Origin of the sequence: Kitasatospora sp. NPDC057015 (genome assembly GCF_042673745.1) — a bacterium.
GTDB lineage: Bacteria > Actinomycetota > Actinomycetes > Streptomycetales > Streptomycetaceae > Kitasatospora.
Window position 1 is genome coordinate 69,397 of sequence record NZ_JBHUSG010000023.1, and the last position, 19,688, is coordinate 89,084.

The 19,688-nt window shown below is 74.9% G+C and carries 17 protein-coding genes; 9 read left to right on the top strand and 8 right to left on the bottom strand.

The features are described from left to right. Positions 1 to 75 precede the first annotated feature (75 nt). Genes ACFTWP_RS22035 through ACFTWP_RS22050 form a run of 4 tightly spaced genes read right to left on the bottom strand, consistent with a single transcriptional unit; the run spans position 76 to position 4,482 of the window. The gene (locus ACFTWP_RS22035; protein WP_380266343.1) at positions 76 to 1,389 is read right to left on the bottom strand and encodes a M16 family metallopeptidase; all 1,314 of its coding nucleotides are present in this window, start codon (positions 1,387 to 1,389) and stop codon (positions 76 to 78) included. After that, positions 1,389 to 2,687: a M16 family metallopeptidase gene (locus ACFTWP_RS22040; RefSeq protein ID WP_380266344.1), complete on the bottom strand. Its 1,299-nt coding sequence runs from the start codon at positions 2,685 to 2,687 to the stop codon at positions 1,389 to 1,391. Before ACFTWP_RS22040 ends, ACFTWP_RS22035 begins: the two co-directional genes overlap by 1 nt. Continuing rightward, positions 2,684 to 3,442: an ABC transporter permease gene (locus tag ACFTWP_RS22045; RefSeq protein WP_380266345.1), complete on the bottom strand. Its 759-nt coding sequence runs from the start codon at positions 3,440 to 3,442 to the stop codon at positions 2,684 to 2,686. The genes ACFTWP_RS22040 and ACFTWP_RS22045 overlap by 4 nt, the downstream gene beginning before the upstream one ends. Continuing rightward, positions 3,439 to 4,482 carry an ATP-binding cassette domain-containing protein gene (locus ACFTWP_RS22050; protein ID WP_380266346.1) on the bottom strand — a complete coding sequence of 348 codons (1,044 nt, stop codon included), beginning with the start codon at positions 4,480 to 4,482 and terminating at the stop codon, positions 3,439 to 3,441. The genes ACFTWP_RS22045 and ACFTWP_RS22050 overlap by 4 nt, the downstream gene beginning before the upstream one ends. A gap of 384 nt (positions 4,483 to 4,866) precedes the next feature. On the opposite strand from ACFTWP_RS22050, the gene ACFTWP_RS22055 reads away from it, so the two are divergent. The 9 genes from ACFTWP_RS22055 to ACFTWP_RS22095 all read left to right on the top strand — a co-directional run bounded on the left by ACFTWP_RS22055 (position 4,867) and on the right by ACFTWP_RS22095 (position 16,803). Next, positions 4,867 to 5,076, top strand: coding sequence for a hypothetical protein (locus tag ACFTWP_RS22055; protein ID WP_380266347.1), 210 nt, complete (start codon positions 4,867 to 4,869; stop codon positions 5,074 to 5,076). A gap of 136 nt (positions 5,077 to 5,212) precedes the next feature. Beyond that, entirely contained in the window at positions 5,213 to 6,265 is a 1,053-nt protein-coding gene (locus tag ACFTWP_RS22060; RefSeq protein ID WP_380266348.1) for a hypothetical protein, read from the top strand. Beyond that, entirely contained in the window at positions 6,262 to 8,895 is a 2,634-nt protein-coding gene (locus ACFTWP_RS22065; protein ID WP_380266349.1) for a lantibiotic dehydratase, read from the top strand. The genes ACFTWP_RS22060 and ACFTWP_RS22065 overlap by 4 nt, the downstream gene beginning before the upstream one ends. Continuing rightward, positions 8,892 to 10,586 (top strand): hypothetical protein, encoded by a 1,695-nt coding sequence (locus ACFTWP_RS22070; RefSeq protein WP_380266350.1) that lies wholly within the window; start codon positions 8,892 to 8,894, stop codon positions 10,584 to 10,586. The genes ACFTWP_RS22065 and ACFTWP_RS22070 overlap by 4 nt, the downstream gene beginning before the upstream one ends. A 14-nt stretch (positions 10,587 to 10,600) precedes the next feature. Further along, entirely contained in the window at positions 10,601 to 12,550 is a 1,950-nt protein-coding gene (locus ACFTWP_RS22075; protein WP_380266351.1) for a YcaO-like family protein, read from the top strand. Next, complete coding sequence (locus ACFTWP_RS22080) at positions 12,547 to 14,118, top strand: hypothetical protein (protein ID WP_380266352.1); 1,572 nt, start codon at positions 12,547 to 12,549, stop codon at positions 14,116 to 14,118. Before ACFTWP_RS22075 ends, ACFTWP_RS22080 begins: the two co-directional genes overlap by 4 nt. Further along, on the top strand, positions 14,115 to 15,083 hold the full coding sequence (locus ACFTWP_RS22085) for a thiopeptide-type bacteriocin biosynthesis protein (RefSeq protein ID WP_380266353.1): 969 nt from the start codon (positions 14,115 to 14,117) through the stop codon (positions 15,081 to 15,083). Before ACFTWP_RS22080 ends, ACFTWP_RS22085 begins: the two co-directional genes overlap by 4 nt. 29 nt (positions 15,084 to 15,112) lie before the next feature. Then, positions 15,113 to 16,030 carry an ABC transporter ATP-binding protein gene (locus ACFTWP_RS22090; protein ID WP_380266376.1) on the top strand — a complete coding sequence of 306 codons (918 nt, stop codon included), beginning with the start codon at positions 15,113 to 15,115 and terminating at the stop codon, positions 16,028 to 16,030. Further along, on the top strand, positions 16,027 to 16,803 hold the full coding sequence (locus ACFTWP_RS22095; RefSeq protein WP_380266354.1) for an ABC transporter permease: 777 nt from the start codon (positions 16,027 to 16,029) through the stop codon (positions 16,801 to 16,803). The genes ACFTWP_RS22090 and ACFTWP_RS22095 overlap by 4 nt, the downstream gene beginning before the upstream one ends. A gap of 124 nt (positions 16,804 to 16,927) precedes the next feature. On the opposite strand, the gene ACFTWP_RS22100 is transcribed toward ACFTWP_RS22095, so the two are convergent. The 4 genes from ACFTWP_RS22100 to ACFTWP_RS22115 all read right to left on the bottom strand — a co-directional run bounded on the left by ACFTWP_RS22100 (position 16,928) and on the right by ACFTWP_RS22115 (position 19,659). Continuing rightward, a complete protein-coding gene (locus ACFTWP_RS22100; RefSeq protein ID WP_380266355.1) occupies positions 16,928 to 17,698 on the bottom strand; it encodes a pirin family protein in 771 nt (256 codons plus the stop codon). A gap of 193 nt (positions 17,699 to 17,891) precedes the next feature. After that, the gene (locus tag ACFTWP_RS22105; RefSeq protein ID WP_380266357.1) at positions 17,892 to 18,854 is read right to left on the bottom strand and encodes a pirin family protein; all 963 of its coding nucleotides are present in this window, start codon (positions 18,852 to 18,854) and stop codon (positions 17,892 to 17,894) included. Continuing rightward, entirely contained in the window at positions 18,851 to 19,354 is a 504-nt protein-coding gene (locus tag ACFTWP_RS22110) for an OsmC family protein (protein WP_380266358.1), read from the bottom strand. Before ACFTWP_RS22110 ends, ACFTWP_RS22105 begins: the two co-directional genes overlap by 4 nt. Next, a complete protein-coding gene (locus tag ACFTWP_RS22115; RefSeq protein ID WP_380266360.1) occupies positions 19,351 to 19,659 on the bottom strand; it encodes a GNAT family N-acetyltransferase in 309 nt (102 codons plus the stop codon). Before ACFTWP_RS22115 ends, ACFTWP_RS22110 begins: the two co-directional genes overlap by 4 nt. Positions 19,660 to 19,688 lie beyond the last annotated feature (29 nt).

A 19,688-nucleotide genomic window follows, 5' to 3' on the forward strand; every position in this document is an offset into this window, starting at 1 on the left:
CGAAGCCGGTCGCCGTCGGACGGGTTCGGTCGGGTTCGGTCGGGGGCAGTCCGTGTCGGACGGTGCTGGACGGGGTCAGTCCGTTTCCGTCGGGGCGGGCGGCCCGAGCAGCACCGCGGTGTACGCCTCGGGGCGCAGGTGGGCGGCGGCGGCCGCGCGGACCTCGTCGTCGGGGACGACGCGCATCCGGTCGGCGACCCCGTCGGCCCAGTCCACGGGCAGGCCGGCCAGGACGGGCCCGTACAGGCTGTCGGCCAGGCCCTTCTGGGTGGAGCGGACGAGCGCCTGGACCCCGAGTGCGTAGCCCCGGGCGGCGGCGATCTCCTCGGTGGTCGGCGGCCGGTCGCCGGAGATCGCGGCCAGTTCGGTCAGGGTGCCGTCGACGGCGGCGCTCGCGTGCTGCGGCGCGCTGGCGAACTGGACGGTGCCGAGCGCCGCGCCGGTCCGCTGCTCGATCGCCGACTGCCCGCTGTAGATCCAGCCCTCCTGTTCGCGCAGCCGTTGGACCAGGCGGGCGGAGAAGTAGCCGCCGAAGACCTGGTCCGCGAGCAGCAGCGCGGGGTAGCCCGGATCCGTCCGGACGAGGGAGGGCGCGGCCAGCCGGGCCTCGCACTGCCGGGACCCGGCGACCGGGACGGCCAGGGCCGGCTCCCCCCGGTGGGCCGGGGCGGGCAGCGGGGCCATCCCCACCGCACTGTGCCGGGCCGACCAGCCGCCCAGGGTGGTCGCCAACTCCTCGACGACCCGGGCGGGGTGGACGTCCCCGACCAGGATCAGGGCCGAGCCGCGCGGCACCAGTCCGGTCCGGTGCAGCTCGGCGACCTCGTCCCGGTCGACGGCCGCGACCTGGTCCGCGGTGGGGGTCTCCCGGGTGGCCGGGTGATCGCCGAAGCAGCGGCGGAGCAGCGCCGCTCGCGCGGCCCGGGCCGGCATCGACTCGGTGAGCCGGACGCGGTGCAGCAGCCGCTCGCGTTCGGCCTCCAGCGTGGCCGGCTCGTACCCGGCGCCGGTGAGGCAGTCCGCGAGCACGGCCAGCAGCCGGGGCAGGCCCTCGACCAGTACCTGACCGGTGATCCGCAGCTCCTCGGGCCCGACGACGGCCTTCAGGCTGCCGCCCACGGCGGCGAGTTCGTCGTCGACGGCGGTGTGGTCGGCCCCGGCGCCACCGGTCAGCAGGGTGCAGGCGAGCAGCTCGGCGGCGGCCGTGTGCCGGCCGGTGGAGCCGCCGAAGGGCACGCCCAGGCGGAGTTGGACCACCGGGGCGGTGGCCCGGCGGGCCGCCACCACGCGCAGTCCGGTGGGCAGGACGGTGTCCACCACGTCCAGCGGCTGTGCGGGCCGCGGCGGGGCGAGCGGGGGCAGCGTGGCCCCGGAGCTGCCGGGGGTCATCAGTCGGCCTTCCGTTCGGGTACCAGCTGGAGCACGGCCGGGTGGCGCCCGGCCAGGTCGGCCGTCACCCGGCGCACGTCCTCGGCGGTGACGGTGGCGAAGCGCCGCGGTGCGTCGAGGACGAGTTCGCCGTCGCCGTGCAGCAGTTCGTAGCCGGCCAGCCGTCGGGCGCGGACCCCGACCGGGTCGGTGTCGGAGTACCAGGTGGTCTGCAACCTCCGCACCGCACGCAGGAGTTCGTCCTCACTGGGGCCCTCGGTCGCCAGTTCGGCGAGTACCTCGTCGATGGCCTGGGCCGTCTGTCCGGCTGCGACGCCGGGCAGGCAGACGGCGTTCACCAGGAAGGCGTCCGGGTCCCGGGAGTCGAAGGGGCCGGAGAGGCCGGCCATCGCCATCACCTGGGTGGCCAGCCGGCGTTCGCGGATCAGCGAGCGGCGCAGCCGGCTCGACTCGCCGTCGCCGAGGACGGCGGCGGCGACCACGGTCGCCAGGTAGTCGGGCGAGTGCGGCGGCGGCATCCGGCGGCCGACGGCGATCGCGGGGAGCGGGGCGAGGCGGTCGGTGCGCTCCAGCGCGCGGGGCCCGGCGAGCGGCGGTTCGGCGAGCTCGGGCGGCGCAGCGGCCGCCCGGGGCGGGATGGCCCAGAAGTGCCGCTCGGCCAGCTTGACCACCTCGTCCGGGTCGATGCCGCCGCAGACGGCGAGCACCGCGTTCGCCGGGGCGTAGTGGCGGTCGAAGAAGTCCGCGCACTCCTCGACCGTCGCCGCGCCGAGCGACGCGTGGTCGCCGTACCCGTCATGGGTGTTGGCGAAGGAGTCGAAGAGCACCGGCGGCAGCTGGAAGGTGGGGAAGCCGCCGTACGGACGGCTGGTGACGGTGCGGCGGATCTCCTCGGCGATCACCGAGGCCTGGGTGCCGATCGCCTCCGGGGTGATCCGGGGCGATCGCATCCGGTCGGCCTCCAGGAAGAGGCCGAGCTCCAGGGCCTCGGCCGGCATCGCCTGGAAGTAGCTGGTGTGGTCGCGATGGGTGGTGCCGTTGAAGACGCCGCCGTTGGCCTGGATGTGCCGGGCGTGCTCCTGGGCCGTGAGGTTGGCGCTGCCCTGGAACATCAGGTGCTCGAAGAGGTGCGCGAAGCCGGACCGGGACTCGGAGCGGTAGCCGACCCCGTAGGCGACGGCCAGGCCGACGGCGGGGCTGCCCGGGTCCGTGATCACCACCAGCCGCAGGCCGTTGGCCAGCCGGTGCCGGTGCACCTGGGCGGTGGCGGGCCGGGCCGCCGCGGTGGGCGCCGTCACGAGCTGCGGCGGATCGCGCGGGCGGCGAACCAGGTGGCGAGGGCCGCCAGCCCGGCCGCCACGGCCACTCCGACGAGAGTGTCGCTGCCATTGAACTCGCCTGCGAACAGGGCGCGTTCGGCTGTCACGATGTGCGAGATCGGGTTGGCCTCGGCCAGTCCGGAGAGCCAGCCGGGTGCCAGCGCGAGCGGCAGCAGGACTCCGGAGAGCAGCATGGTGGGCAGCATCAGGGTGTTGAGCAGCTGGCCGTACGCCTCCTCGTTGCGCACCAGCAGCGCGAGCCCGTACGCGAGGCCCGACATCGCCAGGCCGACCACGGTGACCAGGGCGAACGCCGCCAGCACCCCGCCGATCGGCGCCCGGAGCCCGGCGACCAGCGCGCCCAGGGTGAGCAGTACGGCCTGGACGGTGAGCACCACGGCGTCCCGGAGCATCCGGCCGAGCAGCAGGCCGGGCTCGCCGGCCGCGGAGATCCTCATCCGGTCCAGTACGCCGGAGCGGACCTCCGAGATGATGCCGAAGCCGACGAACACGGCGGAGAAGAGGCCCTGTTGGACGAGCAGGCCGGGGACGAAGACCCGCCACGTGTTGCCCCCCTCGAACCCCGGCGCCTGGCCGATCCGGTTCAGCAGCGGGCCGAACAGGGCCAGGTAGAGCAGTGGTTGCATCAGGCCGAAGACCACCCAGGCGGGCTTGCGGAGGGTGTAGCGCATCGAGCGCTGGAAGATGATCCAGCTGGTCGCGGCGGTGGTCACGTGGTCACCTCGGTGGTCGGCGTCTCGGTGGCGGACGGGATCTGCTCCCCGTCGGAGGGCGCGGGCAGGGCGGGGCGGCCCTCCTCGCGCAGGGAACGGCCGGTCAGGCGCAGGAAGACGTCGTCCAGGGTGGGGCGCTTGACGGAGACCGACTCCAGGTCGACGCCGGCGAGGTCGAGGGCCCGCAGCAGCTCGGGGAGCAGTCGCTGGGCGTGCGCCACGTGGAACTGCACGCCGTCCGGCGTGGTGTCCAGGTCGCAGCCGGGGACGAGCCGGGAGACCACGGTCGCGGCGTCGCTGATCCGGCTGGTCTCCAGGCTGACCACGTCGCCGCCGATCCGGCCCTTCAGCGCCTCGGCGGTGTCGGAGGCGATCACCCGGCCGCCGTCGATCACGATGATCCGGTCGCAGAGCAGGTCGGCCTCCTCCAGGTAGTGCGTGGTGAGGAAGACCGTGGTGCCGTGCTCGGTGCGCAGCCTGCGCAGGTGGTCCCAGAGGTTGGCCCGGCTCTGCGGGTCCAGGCCGGTGCTCGGCTCGTCCAGGAAGAGGACGGCGGGGCGGTGCACCAGCCCGAGCGCGACGTCCACCCGGCGGCGCTGGCCGCCGGAGAGCTTGGCGACCGGCCGTCCGCTGAAGGCGTCGAGTTCGAACTCGGCGGTCAACTCGGCCGCGCGGGCGGCCGACTGGGCGGGCGTCATGCCCTGCAGTCGGGCCTGGGTGCGCAGTTCGTCGGCGACCAGGTGCTCGGAGCCGCCGGAGGACTGGCCGACGTAGCCGATCGCCCGCCGGACGGCGGCCCGCTCGCGGACCACGTCGTGGCCGGCCACCGAGGCGGTGCCGCCGGTGGGTGTCAGGAGGGTGGTGAGCATGCGTACCGTGGTGGTCTTGCCGGCGCCGTTGGGGCCGAGGAAGCCCACCATCTCGCCCGCGGCCACCTCCAGGTCGATACCCCGGACGGCGTCCACCGTCCCGTTCCGGACGGCTTCGACGGTGCCGATGCGGGTCCGGTACGAGTAGCTGAGGCCTTGCGCACTGATCACAGAGTTCCTCCGGTCCTGAGTCGAACAGGACGCCGCGGGGTCGGATGGACGGATGACGGTCCAGCCCTGGGCGGTCCGTCGGCGTCGCCGCGCCGGCAGCGGCCGGGCACCGCGCCACTCTTGCCAATTCCGCACGGCGGAGTCCAGCGTCCGGTGGGGCCGGAGGCGGCGCCTGACAGCAACGTGCCAAGCGCGCCGTGGTGGATCCGCCGGATTGTCCGGAATTGGCGGCGGGGCGGCCCGGTTGATATTCCATGTCCACGACAGAAATATTCCAGGGCGGCATTTTGCTGCCGTTCGAATTCCTTGCCCGGATCTCCCGGTACGCAGTTAGCTCATGGCCAGTCGCCGGCAGCCCGCCGGTCGATCCGAAAGGAACCCGCCATGAGCACTGCTGTGGACTTCGCCGCGTTCGACGTCAACGAGCTGGCCGTCCTGGACGCCAACGACGCCGTCGCGCTGCCCGACATGGGCGCCTCGGTCATCATCATCATCGCCTACACCGAGGACGGCGAGGAGATCCTCACCGAGGACTCGCTCAACTCCGCCGCCGCCGGCAGCGGCTCGCTCAGCACCTCCTCCTCCTGCTGCTGATCCCGCGCAGCTGACCACCCCCGACTTCTCGTAGTCGGGTGCCGGCAGAGCCGGTGACACCGTACCGAACGGCCGTCAGCGATCGTGCCGCCGGTTTCACGCCGACCGACCGATTCGTGCATTTCCTGGAGTCGTCATGCGAACTATCGATCCGGGCCTGGCCATACGGGTTTTCGACTATTCGGACAATCCGCGGGAGCTGCTGCGAGAAATCAGCGAGCCCCTGGTGCAGCTGAAGGGCTCGCAGCAGCTTCCCGTGGTCCACGTGCGCCGAGGCTGGCTGCACGGCTCGCACCTCCTCCTCGTCCTCCGGCCCTACGGCGAACGGGCCGTCGACGCGGCCGAGTTCGTCGCCACCGCGACCGCCCTGGCCGCCGCCCGCGACGCGAGCGCCCCGGACCGGGAGACCTACCTGCGCCGCGCGCAGGACCTCGCCCGCTGGGAGAACGTCCGCGACGAACTGCTGCCCTGCCACCCGCAGGGCACCGTGCTCGCCGAACCGCACCGGGCGCGCACCGACTCCCCGGCGCTCTCCCAGGCCGTCGACCAGATCATGGGACGCTTCCTCGAACCGACGCTCGCCTCGCTGACCGTCCCCGAAGCCGACCTGCTGCCGCACCTCGCCCACGTCCTCGCGCTGCTCGCCCGCACCCACCCGCGCGGCATCAGCGCCGGTGCGCTGCCGTACCGCTCGCACGCCGAGGGCGTCGTCTCGGTCACCGGGAAGCACGCCGACCTCAAGTCCGCCTTCGCCGCCCGCTACCGCAGCGACCGCCAGGTCTTCCTCGACGCCCTCCAGGCACCCGTGCAGAGCGAGACCCTGCGGTCCTGGGAACGGGCCATGCAGTACGCCTGGGGAGTGGCCGAGGCGCACACCGCCGGCCAGGCCGTCGACGACCGCGTCCTCCAGGGCGCGGCGGGCGGCGGCGACTGGGAGCACCCGCTCGGCACCCCGGTCCGCAGCGACTTCATCGGCGAGGTCCTCGGCGGCGGCATGCTGCGCAAACCCTCCTACCGCCACATCGCGCACCGGATCGTGCTGAACGTCCTCTACACCAGCCTGACCTGCTTCGGCATCACCCCGATGCAGCGGTACTACCTCTGCTACGGACTCGGCGAAGGGGCCGACGAGTTGACCGGAGTGTCGTCCATCGAGCGGGTGCGAGCCTTCAGCAGGGAGCTGGCGTGACCGAGTCCTGGAACCTGGCCGACACACCGATGTACCGGGTGAATCCCACCCCGGGGCTGCGCCTGGGCGGCGAGCGGCTGGGTACCGCCCTGCGGGCCCTGTTCGCCGCGCACCGGGACTGCCGGTCGCTGGCCGACGAGGTCTGCGAGGAGCTCTACCGGCTCGCCGGGGACGCCACCGGCCGCGAACGCCACCGCCTGCTGCGGCTCAAGCGCGCCGCCTTCAACGACCGCGCCCCGGACGCCGCCGACCTGCGGGGCAACTGGCAGACACCGCTCCCGCCGGCCGTCACCGCCTGGCTGGCCGCCAGCGAACGCGGACAACTCGCCCGCACCGCACTGGAGGCGGGCCTGCCGGGCTTCCTGGCCGAGGAACGCGAACGGCTCGCCCAGGCGGTCGGCTCCGAGCCCTTCCAGCTCTCGCTGGCCCTCAACTCCCCCCAGGTGCTGGACGCGGCCCAGCGCTACCGCGCCTCGCCCGGGCGGCCGACCGCCCGTCAACGCAAGTCCGAGCGCGGACTGCTCCAGCACCTCGCGCGCGCCCAGCTCCGGGTCAGCCCGCTGTCCCGGCTCACCGCCGTCGGATTCGCCGACTGGTCCGAGGACGGCCGCCGCCTCGACGAGGCCGCCTTCGACCGCCGGCGCGCCCACTCCGTGCTCAGCCCCGACCGGGCGCTCTTCTCCAGCCTCGTCAACGGCATCGCGTCCCCGCCCCGCCCGGGTGAGGTGCCCGCCGTCGTCCAGCGCAACTCGCTGCTGAGGCAGGAGGGCAACCACATCCGCTTCCGGCACGTCGTGGACGGCCGGCGGAGCGTGCTGGCGGCCGAGCTCAACGAGCAGCTGACCGCCTTGCTGAAGCTCACCGTCCTCGGCCCGCTGCCGGTCGGGCTGCTGACCGCCGAGATCGCCCGCCGGTTCTCGGTGCCCGAGTCGGACGCCGCCCGGCTGGTCGACGCCGCCGTCGCCACGCAGATCCTGGTGGCCGCGCCGGTCCTCGACGAGCAGGCCGCCGACCCGCTGCCGGCCGCCGAGAAGCTGCTCGTCGAGCACCACCCGGAGGCCGCCGCGGCGATCGCCGCGATCGCCGCCGACCTCGACCTGATGACCCGTGACTCGGTCGGCGGCCGCCGGGCCGCCCTCACCAGGATCCGCGCCGCCGAGACCACGCTGAACGAGCTCAGCGCCTGCCCCGCCAAGCTCCAGATCAACGAGGACTACCTGCTGGAACCCGGCGCCGTCTCGCCCGAGGGCTACCGCGCCGCGCTGGCCGACCTCGCCCCGGTGACGGCCTTCCAGAGCCTGTTCGACCGGCACCACGAGATCCGCGCCCTGCTCACCCGGGCCTTCACCGACCGCTTCGGCGTCGGTGCGCGGGTGGACCTGCTCGACCACGCCGACGAACTGGTCACCCTGGTCCGCGGCCGGGAACTCTCGCTCACCCGGGCCACCGCCGAGGAGTGGGGCCCCGCCGACGGTTCGCTGGCCGAGCTGCGCCGCCGGCGCGCCGCCGCCCTCGCCCTCCTCGCCGCCCGGCTCCGCGAAGCCGGCGACGCCGCCGAGGCCTCGGTGGACCCCGGCCTGCTCGCCTCGCTCGCGGACGGCCTGCCCGACCGCTTCCGGCTCCCCGCCGCGTCCTACGGCCTGCTGGTCCAGCCCGTCGACGGCCGGCTGGTGCTGAACGCCTGCTACACCGGGCACGGCCAGCTGGCCACCCGCTTCCTCGGTGCCCAGGCCGAGCTCGGCAGCGACGCCGCGGCCCGGATCGGCCACCGCCTGCGGCACGGGTTCGGCTCCGACGGCGTCCGGCTGGTGGAGGACCGCGGACTGCACCGGGCCAACATCAACCACCGGATGCGGCTGCTCGACGAGACCTTCGCCCCGGCGGACTGGCTCGGCGCCACGCTGGCCCACGACCCGGTCACCGACCGGCTCGATCTGCTCGACCGGGACGGGCGGCCGATCCGGGTGATGTCGCTGGGCATGAAGTGGGTCGAACTCCAGCCCACGCCGATCACCCTGGCCGTCTGGCTGTACGACACCGGCCGGGTCGCCTTCGACCCGATCGGGCAGCTGCACACCCAGCGCCGCGACCTCGACGGCGGCACCGTCCGCTACCCCCGGCTGGTCGCCGGGGACGTGGTCCTGCAGCGCCGCCGCTGGTACCCCGGGGACGACCTGCCGTCCGTGGCGGCCGGCGAGCCGGAGGACGAGGCGGCCCACCTGATCGCCATGACGCGCTGGCGGGCCGCCCACGACATCCCCGAGGAGATCGTGATGAAGACCCCGCTCGGCATGCCGGCCGGCCGGTCGCTGTCCGGCGAGGCCGCCGCCGTGGCGCTCACCCGCTACCTCAAGACGCGCAGCCGGGAGAAGCCCCAGTACCTGGACCTGGGCAGCGCGCTGATGGTGCGGGTGCTGCCGAAGTTCCTGGAGCGCCGGAGCGCCGGGTTCTTCGAGGAGGCCTTGCCCGGGGTGCGCGGCGGGGTCACGGCCGGTGAGTGGCTGCTGGAGTACGACATGGTGGCCGGCAGCGGCGCTGGCACCGGCACCGGCAGCGGCACTGGCATGGGCGCCGGCACCGGCCTCGGGTCCGCGCAGCCGCAGGCCGCGTCCGCCGGGGAGGGCGCGTGAGGGTCAAACTGCGCCCCGGTACGCACTTCGCGCCCGTCCGGCAGGGCGTGCACGTCGCCCGGGGCGGCGAGTCCTTCGTCCTCGCGGGGCCGCCGACGCTGTACACCGTCCTGGACAGCCGGCTGGCGGAACTCTGCGACGGGACGGACGTCGACGCCCTGGTCGCGGCCTTCGGGAGCGAGTCCGCCCGCCCCGTCCTCGACCGGATCCTGCGCGCCCTGGTCGACCGGGACGTCCTGCTCGACCTGGACACGCTGACCACCCCGGCACCCGACGCGGCCACCGCGGCCCGCTACGCCGAGACGCTTGCCTACCTGGAGGCCCACAGCACCGACCCCTACGGGGACTTCGCCCGGCTCCGCAGCGCTCGGGTACGCGTACTGGGCGGCGGACCGGCCGCCGAGACGGCGGCCCGGTCGCTGCGGCGGCACGGGGTGGCGGACGGGAGCGCCGCCACCGACGGCCCCGAACCGGCGGAACCGGGCTGGGCGGTGCTGATCGCGGACCACGAGCACCCGCCCGGCCCACCCGCGCCGCTGCCGCCCGGCACCCGGGTGGTCGCCGTGCACGCCGGGGAGCACGTGGCCCTGGTGGCCGAACTGGACGACGCCACCGGTACGGCCGCCTTCGAGGCCGCCGCCCACCGCGCCGCGGCCTGGGTGGCGGGGGACCGGGAGGCGGCCGCGCCGCGCCCGCTCAGCGCGGTGCTCGCGGGAGCGCTGGCGGCCCGCGCCGTCCTGGCCGGCCTCACCGGTATCGACCGCTCCCCCCGGAGCGCCACGGTGATCCACGGCCGGCAGCTCCGGACCGCCCGCATCCCCCTCCCGGACGGCCCCGCCGAGGCGCCGGCCGCACCGGCACCCGAAGGGGCGCCCGGCACGTCCGGGGACGGCGAAGGACTCGGCGTCGCGGTCCTGCCGACGCAGGACGTCGACCCGCCGGCGACCGAGGAGCTGCTGTCGGCCTGGGCCCCGCTGACGACCCGCTGGGTCGGGCCGGTGCGGCGCGGACGCGACCTCGACCTGGACCAGCTGCCCTTCTCCCTGGAGACCGTCGAACTGCTCACCGGCCCCGCCCCCGCCCGGGCCGCCGGGTGGGGGCCGGACCGCGGGGCCGCCGGCGTCGGCGCGCTGCTGGCCGCCGCCCGCCTGCTGGCCGGGGCCGACGGCGCCGCCGGGACGACCGAGGGCCGCTGGCTGCTCGACGGCGTACTGCGCCGGCTCGGCGCCGAACTGCTGCTCGGCCGTCCGGGTGGCCGGCTCGACTGGGACGGACTCGGCAGCACCGAGGGCCGGACACGGCTCGGCCTGCTGGAGTCCTGGTTCGGTCGTTCGGTCGAACTGACGCTCCGTCACTGCCCGGTGCTCGACTGGTCGCTGGTGACGGTCACGGAGCAGGACGGGACGGTGGCCGCGACCGAGTGGGGCGACACCCCGGCCACCGCGGCCCGCTCGGCGCTCGGCGCCGCCGTCGCCCGCGCCCAGGCCGACCCCGAGGTCCGCGGGCTGCTCGAACAGCCGGTCGGCACCGCGGTGCTGGAGAGCTGCCCGGCGACCGCGGTGCGCCTCGCCCTGAGCCGCCTCGGCACCGAAGAGGCCGTCCGGGGCCGTACCGTCCGCGCCCGGCGACTGACCCACGACCCGGTCACCGGACCACTCCCACTCCACTGCGGGCCGGTGCGGCTCTCATGACCGAGGACACCACGGTGACAGAGGCCCCCGGACTCCCGACGGCGACCGGGCCCCGGATCGGCCCCGGCGCGCCGGACTCCTGGGACTGGCGGACCTGGGCCGAGCGACTGGACGGCTGCCTGCTGACCGCCCGCGGCGAGCTCGATCTTGACTGGGAACGCCGGGCGATGGCCGCCGCCCGGGCGAGCGGCAGGGACCTGCTGTCCGTCCGGATCGGCGCCACCGAGATCCAGATCGGACCACGCTGGACCCCGGACGGCGACCTGGCCTGCCCGGGCTGCGCCGCCGCCGCCGACGGCTACCGCCGCTGGGAGTCGGAGAAGCGCCCCGAGAGCGACCGGCGCGAACGCGAGCAGGCGGCCGCCCACGGCGGCGAACCCGAGGCGCGCACCCCCGACCCCGGTCGGACGGTCCCCGTGTCGCCGTGGCTGGAGGCCGTGGTCGGTGCGGTGCTCACGACGGAGGCCGCACCCGGACCGGGTGAGCTGGTGGTCGTCTCGCGGACCGGCACGGTGGCCCGGCACCGGGTGATGCGGACCTTCCGCTGCCGTCTGTGCGGGGGCGGCCCACCGCTGCTCGCCCCGGCCGCCGACGCACCGCCGGCCCCGCCCCGGCCGGTGCGGCGTCCGACCACGGTCGAGGTGCCGACCCGGCAGAGCGCCCCGCCCTTCGGGATGGACCCGGACCGGATGCGGACCGCGTTCGCGGACCCCCGCTTCGGCCCGGTGGTGCGGATCACCCGCTTCTCGTCGGGCAGCTTCCCGATGAGCGAGGTCGACGTCCTGGCCGGGACACCGTCCGGTCTCGGCCGGGGCATGCGGTTCCGCGAGGCCGAGGCGGTCGGCATGTACGAGGCGATGGAGCGCCAGGCCGGCTACCCGCACGCGGCGACCGTCGTCCCCGAGGCGACCCACCGGGAGCTCGGCGCCCTCGCACTCGACCCGGCGACCCTCGGCGGCTACACCGAACGCCAACTCGCCTCCCCGCTGAGCAAGGTGCGGCGGTACACCGAGGACACCCCGCTGGACTGGGTGTGGGCCCGGCCGCCGACCGGCGGCGAACCGCGCCTCGTCCCGGCCGAGATCGGCTTCTACCGGTACGGCTACCGGATCCGCGGGGCGGAGGGGGAGAGCCGCCGCGGCGCCTTCCTGGAGTCCTCCAGCGGCTGCGCCCTCGGCGCCACCTTCGAGGAGGCGGCCCTGCACTCGCTGCTCGAACTCGCCGAGCGGGACGCCTTCCTGCAGGCCTGGCACCTGGCCCGGCCGCTGCCCGCCGTCGATCCGGCCACCGTCCGCGACCGCCAGTCGCGGCTGCTGCTCAGGATGGTCGAGCAGCACGACTACGACGTCCACCTGCTGGTCGCCACCGCCGACATCCCGGTGCCCGCGGTCTGGGCACTGGCGGTGCGGCGCGACGGGGGAATGCCGGCCAGCTTCAGCACGGCCGGCTGCCACCCGGATCCCGAGCAGGCGGTGCGCTCGGCCCTGTGGGAGCTGGCCCAGTTGGTGACGGGCGGGCTGAACTGGGACCCGAAGCCGCTGGAGCCGCTGATCGACGACCCCTGGCAGGTCGAGGAGTTGGCGCAGCACTGGCGCCGCTACACGTTCCCCGAGCTGCTGCCCCGGGTCGAACGGGTGCTCGGCGGCCCGGTGCTCCCGCTGGCGGAGGCCTTCGGCGGCTGGCCGCACCCCCTGATCCGGGCGGCGGGCGGCGACGTGACGGGTGCGCTGGAGTACGTGCTCGACCTCTACCGGGCGGCCGGGCTCGACACCGTGCTGGCCGTCGACCAGTCCACCCCCGACCACTCGGCGCTCGGCCTGTCGGTGGTCAAGTGCGTGGTGCCCGGCATCCTGCCGATGTGCTTCGGTCAGGCGCACCAACGCCTCACCGGCCTCGACCGGTTGCTCTCGCGGCTCGACGCCGATCCGGCCGACCTGCCCCTCGACCCCCACCCCTTCCCATGACCGCACCCGCACCCGCAGCCCTCTCCACGGCCGCATCCACCGCCACCCGACCACCCGGTGCGCCGACGCTGGCCGACGTCCGCCGCTTCGCCTTCCGGCAGGGCCCCGGCAAGGGGCACCTCGGCGAGCAGCACCCGGTGGACGACCGGACCGAGACCACCAGCGCCCTGCCGCCCCGGTGGGCCCGCTCGGCCACCGGTGTCCCGCTGCCGCTCGGCACCCACGAGTTGCTGGCCGCCACCCCGTACCCCGGCCCCTGCGAGCCCGGGACGCTCGCGGCGCCGGCCGCGCGGGACCGGCTCGGGCACCTGCTGACCACCGCCTTCGGCCTGCAGCGCCGCGAGCCCTCGCACCGCTACGCCGACCACCGTTCGGTCGCCTCCGGGCGCGCGAAGTACCCGGTGCACGCCTTCCTCGCCCAGGGGTCGGCGGTCCGCTACCTCGACGTGTACCGGCACGCGCTGGTGGACGTGACGCCGCCCGAGGGGGTGGGCGGGGTGTCCGGGGACGGCACCTCGGTGCTGCTGGCCGCCCGGTACAGTGACCTGCCCGCCGCCTACGGCCGGATGCGGTACGCCGTCACCGAGGTCGAACTCGGCGTCAACCTGAGGTCGTTGTGCGTGGCGGCCGACCTGTTCGGGGTGCCGGCCCGGCTCGCCCTGGACGTCGGGAGCAGCGCCGAGGCCGAGGCCGTGGTCCGCTCGGCCGGTGCCGGCACCTGGTCCGCCCCGCTGGCGGTCCGGCTCGGCGGCCTCGGCCCGGCCGGGCCGAGCACCGTGCTGCCCGGCCCGGCCGGGAGCGCCTCGGACGACCGCGACCGTCTGCTGGAGCCGGCCGATCCCTCGGTCCGGGACATGGCCGCCGTCAGCGCGCTGCGGCACGGTCTGCGCCACGACCTGCCGACCGACCCGCCGCCACCGGCCCGTGGACTGCCCGAGGGCGGCCCGGCCGGCGGCACCGACTGGGCACAGGTGCTGTGGAACCGCACCGCCGGCCGGATGCCGGACCAGCTGTACGGCTTCGCCCTGCGGCCCGCCGAGGTCTCCGCCGACTGCCTCGCCGATCTGCTGGCCTGGGCCGACCGCCCCCCACCGGACCGCCTGCTGGCCGAGGTCGCCGACCGGATCCGGCTGAGCGTGGCCCTGCAGGGCGTCGGCGGTCTGCCGGCCGGCGTCCACCTGGTCCAGGGCCGAGAGCTGATGCTCAGTCATCTTCGACCCCGGATCATGGCTGCGCTGCAGCCCGGATTCGCCCAACAGCCCTCGCCGAACACCGACTCCGGGATGCGCCACGCGGCGATGGTCTGGGTCCACTCCGTCGACGTCGACGCGCTGCTCGACGACTTCGGCCCCGCGGCCCTCGGCCTGCTCCAGCTCTGCCTGGGCTGGAGCGTGCACGGCCTCTGCCTGGCGGCGGCCGCGCACGGACTGGTCGCCCGCCCGGCGCGGTCCTTCGTCGAGTACCACGTGCAACCCCTGCTCGGCCTGCGCCGCGAGGAGACCCCCGTGTTCATGACCGTCTGCGGGACATCCCGCTTCACCGAACCGATGCTGGACCTGCGCCCATGACGACTCCCGACGCCCAGGGCCGATGGCGCAGTTGGCACCTGCACGCCGACTCGCTGCGCCCCGCCGCACTGGAGAGCCTGCTGCTCCGAGCCGTGGTCCCGGTGGTCGAGGAGCACACGGCCGGCCAGGAGCCGGGCGACCCGCCCCGGCCCTGGTTCTTCATCCGCTACTGGCAGGGCGGCCCGCACCTGCGCCTGCGGATCGCCGACCTGGACGGTCCGGCGGCCACCCGGATCACCGCGGAGCTGACCGCCCGGGCGGACGCCGTCAACGCCGAACTGCCGCCCGAGGACCGGATCACCCCCGCCGCGTACCGGCAGGTCGCACAGCCGCTCGCCGACCTCGGCGAGGGCGGCCGGCAACTCGACCTCGGCGAGCTGCTGGCACCGGGTGTCCACCCGGCGCTCTACGAGCCGGAGATCCGGCGCTACGGCGGGCCCGAACAGATGGCGCTCAACGAGGAGTTGTTCCACGCCTCCAGCGTGGTGGCACTGCGCGCCTGCCGGGCCCGCCCGGGGCACGGCCGGAACATCGCGGACGGGTTGGAGGCGATGGCGGCGACCCTGTCGGCCTGGCCCGGCGACCGGTCGGCACTGCTGCGCGCGGTGCGGGACGGCTGGACCGAGTGGTCCGGCGGGCCGGGCCGGGCGGCAGCCGGGGAGGCGGGGGAGGCCGCCGAACGCATCGCCCGCGGCGTCGCCGAGCAGGCCGACCGGCTGCGCGCGAGCGCCGGGGCGCTGGCCGCCCTGGCCGACGGCGCGCCGTCCCGCTGGAGCGTCTGGACGACCAGGCTGCGGCCGGCCGCCGAACTGTGGACCGAGGCCCACGGCACCCCCGGTGCCGGCCGGATCTTCGGATCCCAACTCCACATGACCCAGAACCGGTTGGGGGTCGGCGCGGGCCGCGAGGGCATGATGGCCGCGATCCTGCTGGACCTCCTCGGGCAGCACGGCGGCGCAGCGTGACGCGACCTCGGCCCGGTGGTCGTACGGTGATCGAACTCGTCGACGTGCACAAGCACTTCGGCGAGGTCACGGCGGTCAACGGCCTGAACCTGCGGGTCGGGGCCGGCGAGGTGGTCGCCTTCCTCGGGCCGAACGGCGCGGGCAAGTCCACCGCCATCGACCTGCTGCTCGGCCTGGCCAGGCCCGACTCCGGCACCGTCCGGGTCTGCGGCCGCGCACCCGTGGACGCCGTCCGGGACGGCCTGGTGGCCGCCGTCCTGCAGAGCGGCGGCCTGCTGCGCGACTTCACGGTCGCCGAGACCGTCCGCTACGTCGCCTCCGGGTACCCGACGGCCGCACCGGTCGACGAGGTGATGGCGGTCGCCGGTCTGACGTCGATCGCCGGACGACGGGTCGGCAAGTGCTCCGGCGGCGAGCAGCAACGGCTCCGCTTCGCGCTCGCCCTGCTGCCGCAGCCGCAGCTGCTGGTCCTCGACGAGCCGACCACCGGCATGGACGTCGAGGCCCGGCAGGACTTCTGGAAGGTCGTCCGCCGCGACGCGGACCGCGGCCGGGCCGTGCTGTTCGCCACCCATCACCTCGACGAGGCCGACGCGCACGCGGACCGCATCGTGGTCGTCCGGGAGGGCGTCGTGGTGGCCGACGGCCCGGCGGCGCAGATCAAGAACCTGGCGACCGGCCGCCAGGTCCGGGTGCTCTGGCCCGGAGCCGAGCCGGCCGCCGTCCGGGCCCTGCCCGGCGTCGACTCCGTCGAGGTGCACGGCGATTCGGTCGTGCTGCGCACCCGCGACTCCGACCGGGTCGCCCGCCATCTGCTGAACCACACCGCCGCCCGGGACGTGGAGATCACCGCCACCCTGGAGTCGGCCTTCGTGGCACTGACCGGCCGCGGCTCCTCCCCCTCGCCCGCCGGAGCCGCCGAGCCCGACCCCGAGGAGCGCGGATGACCCCCGGCACGGCCGACCCCGAGGCCCCCGCCCGCCCGCGGTACGGCGGATTCAACACCGTGGCCCTGCGCCTGGAGGTGCGACGGGTGCTGCGCAACCGGCGCACCCTGGTCTTCGCGCTGGGCATGCCCGCCCTGTTCTTCCTCTCCTTCGGCCTGCCGCAGGCCGGGCAGGCCGCGGCCGGGACGGAGCTGCGCCGGCTCACCATGGTCAACATGGCGGTCTACGGCTCGATGCTCGCCGCCACCTCCTGCGGCGCCGCCGTCGCGATCGAGCGAAGCCTCGGCTGGACGAGGCAACTGCGCATCACGCCGCTGCTCCCGCTCGCCCACCTCGCGATCAAGGTGCTGACCGCGATGCTGCTCGGACTCCTTTCGGTGGTGGTGGAGTTCACCCTCGGCGCGGCCTCCGGCGTGCGGGCCCCACTGCGGGTCTGGCTGCTCTGCGGCCTGATCGCCTGGCTCGGCTCCGCGGTCTTCGCCGCGCTCGGCCTCTTCGCGGGATTCGTGCTGCCCTCGGAGAACGTCATGCAGTTCGTCGGCCCCGCGCTGGCCCTGCTCGCCCTGTGCGGCGGCCTGTTCGTCCCGCTGCCCCTGCTGCCGGAGGCGGTCCGCTCCTTCGCCGAGTTCACCCCCGGCTACGGAGTCGGCCAGCTCGCCCGCCTCCCGCTCACCGGCGGCCCGGTCGGCGGCGCCCTGGCCAACCTCACGATCTGGGCGACGGTCTTCCTCGCGGGAGCCACCTGGCTGTACCGCCACGACCCGGCCCGGTAGCCGAACGGCGGTGGGGTCAGGTCGTGGCGGGCAGCTCGTGGCGGGCCGGGCCGGGCAAGGCAGGGCCGTGCAGGGCCCCGGAGTGCGCCGCCGTCCCCGTCCCCTGTCCGCCGGTTGCGGCCGGTCAGCGGGCGATGGTGGCGTGCATCTCCCAGACCAGGATCTCCGCCGGCTCGACGGCGGTGACCTTCTGCCCGCCGGTCGCGGTCAGGCGTACGGCGTCACCGGTGTCCAGCGGGCCGGCGCCCTCCAGCACGACCTTGCCCCGGGGGACGAAGAGGTGCAGGAAGGGGGCGTCCGGCAGCTCGACGCTCTGGCCGGGCTGCAGGCGGGCGACGAGCAGCGCCGCGTGGCGGTTCCTGATCCGGATGGCGCTGGCGCCGTCGTACCGGTCCATCCCGGAGGCGACCGGTACCAGGGCACCGGACAGCAGCACGTCGTCGATTTCGCGCTGCTCGTAACCCGGCGTGATGCCGCGCTCGTCGGGGAGCACCCACATCTGGACGAAGTGGACGGGGGCGGTGTGGGCGTCGGCGCCGCTGAGGCGCCAGGAGTCGTTCTTCTCCGAGTGCAGGATGCCGCTGCCGGCGCTCATCCGCTGGGCGAGCCCGGGGTAGATCATGTCGGAGTGGCCGGTGGAGTCCTGGTGGACCAGGGACCCCTGCATCACCCAGGTGACGATCTCCATGTCGCGGTGCGGGTGGGTCTCGAAGCCGCTGCCCGGCCGGACGATGTCGTCGTTGTTGACGAGCAGCAGCCCGTGGTGGGTGTTGGCGGGATCGAAGTGTCCGCCGAAGGAGAAGGAGTGCTTGGAGTCCAGCCAGTCGATCTTCGTGGCCTGGCGCTCGCCGGCGCGGCGGACGTCGATCTGCGGACGGTGCGCGGTGGTGTTCAACTCGTGCTCCCTTCGGGCGGCCCCGGGATCTCGCCGGGCCCGGGCGGTGCCTCGCGGCACTCTGTACGACCCAACATGGTTAAGTATTCAACTATTCCGGGACTGTCGTGGCGGGAGGGGTTCGTAGCCCGCGCCGCTCGACCGCGCTGCGGGACCGGGGGCGGGGAGAGCGGCTCCCCGCCCCCGATCGGTCTCAGCCGAGCCGGCCGCGGGCCTTCAGCGGTGTGGCGGGGAGCTGCGGAGCGGGGACGGGAGCGCCGTCGTAGCCGTGCACGGTGCCGAAGCGGGCACCGGACATCCAGTCGGTACGGGCCCGGGTGATCTCCTCCCCACTGCGGCCGATGAAGTTCCACCACATGACGATCTCCTCCTCGAACGGCTCGCCGCCCAGCAGGAGCAGCGAACCGTCGGCGAGTGCGCGCAGCGGCAACTCGCTGCGCCCGCTGCCCAGGTAGAGCATCGAGCCGGGCTCCAGGCGGACGCCGTCCACCTCGGTCAGGCCGGACATGGTCAGCACCGCGTACTCGAAGTCCGGCTCCAGCGGGAGGCGCGTCGAACCGCCCTCGCGCAGGGTGAGGTCGACGCCGACCAGCGGCGTGTGGACGGTGCCGGGTGAGGTGGCGCCGTCCAGGGAGCCGAGGATCACCGTGCCGTGCAGTCCGGCCGCGGTGATCTCCGGGAGGTCGGCGTGGTGCTCGAAGGCGGGGGCGGTGTGCCGGTGGGCGTCGGGCAGGGCGACCCAGAGCTGGGCGCCGTGCAGCAGCCGGGCGTGCTCGCGCGGCGACTCCTCGGAGTGCGAGATGGCCCGGCCCGCGGTCATCAGCCCGAGTTCGCGCGGACGGACGGTCTGCAGGCTGCCCAGGCTGTCGCGGTGCAGCACCTCGCCCTCGTGCAGCCAGCTGACGGTCTGCAGGCCGATGTGCGGGTGCGGCGGGACCTGCATGCCGGGCTCGTCGGCGATGTCGTCCGGGCCGTAGTGGTCGACGAAGCACCAGGCGCCGACCATCCGCCGCCCGAGGTTGGGCAGCAGCCGGCGCACGACGGTGCTGCCGCCCAGCGCGGTCTCGCGCGGTGCCAGCAGTTCCCTGACGGGCCCGGCCGGCACCCGATCCCGCCCGCCGCGCACGGCGGGGGCGCTCTGGTCGGACTCGCTCATGGCCGGTGTGCTCCCTTGGCGTCGGTGGAGACGATGGGCGTGGCGCCCGCCACGGCCAGGGTGACGGGCGTCCGATCGGCGATGTCCAGCAACCGGGCGCGCTGCGTCTCGTCCAGGCCGCCGACCAGGTCGATGCGTCGGGTGATGCGCGCCGTCCGGTCGGGGCCCTTCTCGTAGCCGAGGTGCACCCGGACGGTCTCCAGCGGCCACTGCTTGCGCTGCGCGTACATCCGCAGGGTGATCGCGGTGCACGAGCCGAGCGCCGACAGCAGCAGCCCGACCGGCGTGGTGACGGTGTCCCCGCCGCCGACCGAGGCCGGCTCGTCGGCCGCGAGGTGATGCCGCCCGGAGCGGATGTCCACGCGGTAGTCCGCGCCGGTGCTGGTGGCCAGGAGGGCGGCGGACCGGACGAACTCCGGTGCGGCGGCGGTGTCCGGCGGGGTGGCGGTGGTTGCGGTGGCGGTGGTGACCGCGGCGGTGGCGGCCTGGTCGGCGGTCACAGGCCGAAGCGGGCGCGCTGGGCCTCGGGCACCAGGTCCACGTAGTCGGGGTGCTTGGTCAACCAGCCGCGGATGAAGGGGCAGTACGGGAGCACGTCCGCGCCCCGCTCCCGGGCGGCGTCGAGAGCGGCGCGGGCCAGCACCCCGGCGAGGCCGCGACCCGCGAACGCGGGGTCGATCTCGGTGTGGATGAACGCGAGTTCGTTCTCGTGTCGGAAGTACTCGGCGAAGCCGGCGAGTTCACCGTCCTCGGTGATCTCGAACCGCGAGCGGTCGGGGTTGTCCGTGACGGTGGTCGTCGTCATCGTTCCTCCAGGTTCGTGGGCGGCGGGCG

Bases quoted from the DNA above. Each gene is read 5' to 3' on its own strand.
- ACFTWP_RS22095 (WP_380266354.1), top strand. From the start codon at position 16,027: ATGACCCCCGGCACGGCCGACCCCGAGGCCCCCGCCCGCCCGCGGTAC.
- ACFTWP_RS22060 (WP_380266348.1), top strand. From the start codon at position 5,213: ATGCGAACTATCGATCCGGGCCTGGCCATACGGGTTTTCGACTATTCG.
- ACFTWP_RS22085 (WP_380266353.1), top strand. From the start codon at position 14,115: ATGACGACTCCCGACGCCCAGGGCCGATGGCGCAGTTGGCACCTGCAC.
- ACFTWP_RS22035 (WP_380266343.1), bottom strand. From the start codon at position 1,389: ATGACCCCCGGCAGCTCCGGGGCCACGCTGCCCCCGCTCGCCCCGCCG.
- ACFTWP_RS22080 (WP_380266352.1), top strand. From the start codon at position 12,547: ATGACCGCACCCGCACCCGCAGCCCTCTCCACGGCCGCATCCACCGCC.
- ACFTWP_RS22055 (WP_380266347.1), top strand. From the start codon at position 4,867: ATGAGCACTGCTGTGGACTTCGCCGCGTTCGACGTCAACGAGCTGGCC.
- ACFTWP_RS22105 (WP_380266357.1), bottom strand. From the start codon at position 18,854: ATGAGCGAGTCCGACCAGAGCGCCCCCGCCGTGCGCGGCGGGCGGGAT.
- ACFTWP_RS22115 (WP_380266360.1), bottom strand. From the start codon at position 19,659: ATGACGACGACCACCGTCACGGACAACCCCGACCGCTCGCGGTTCGAG.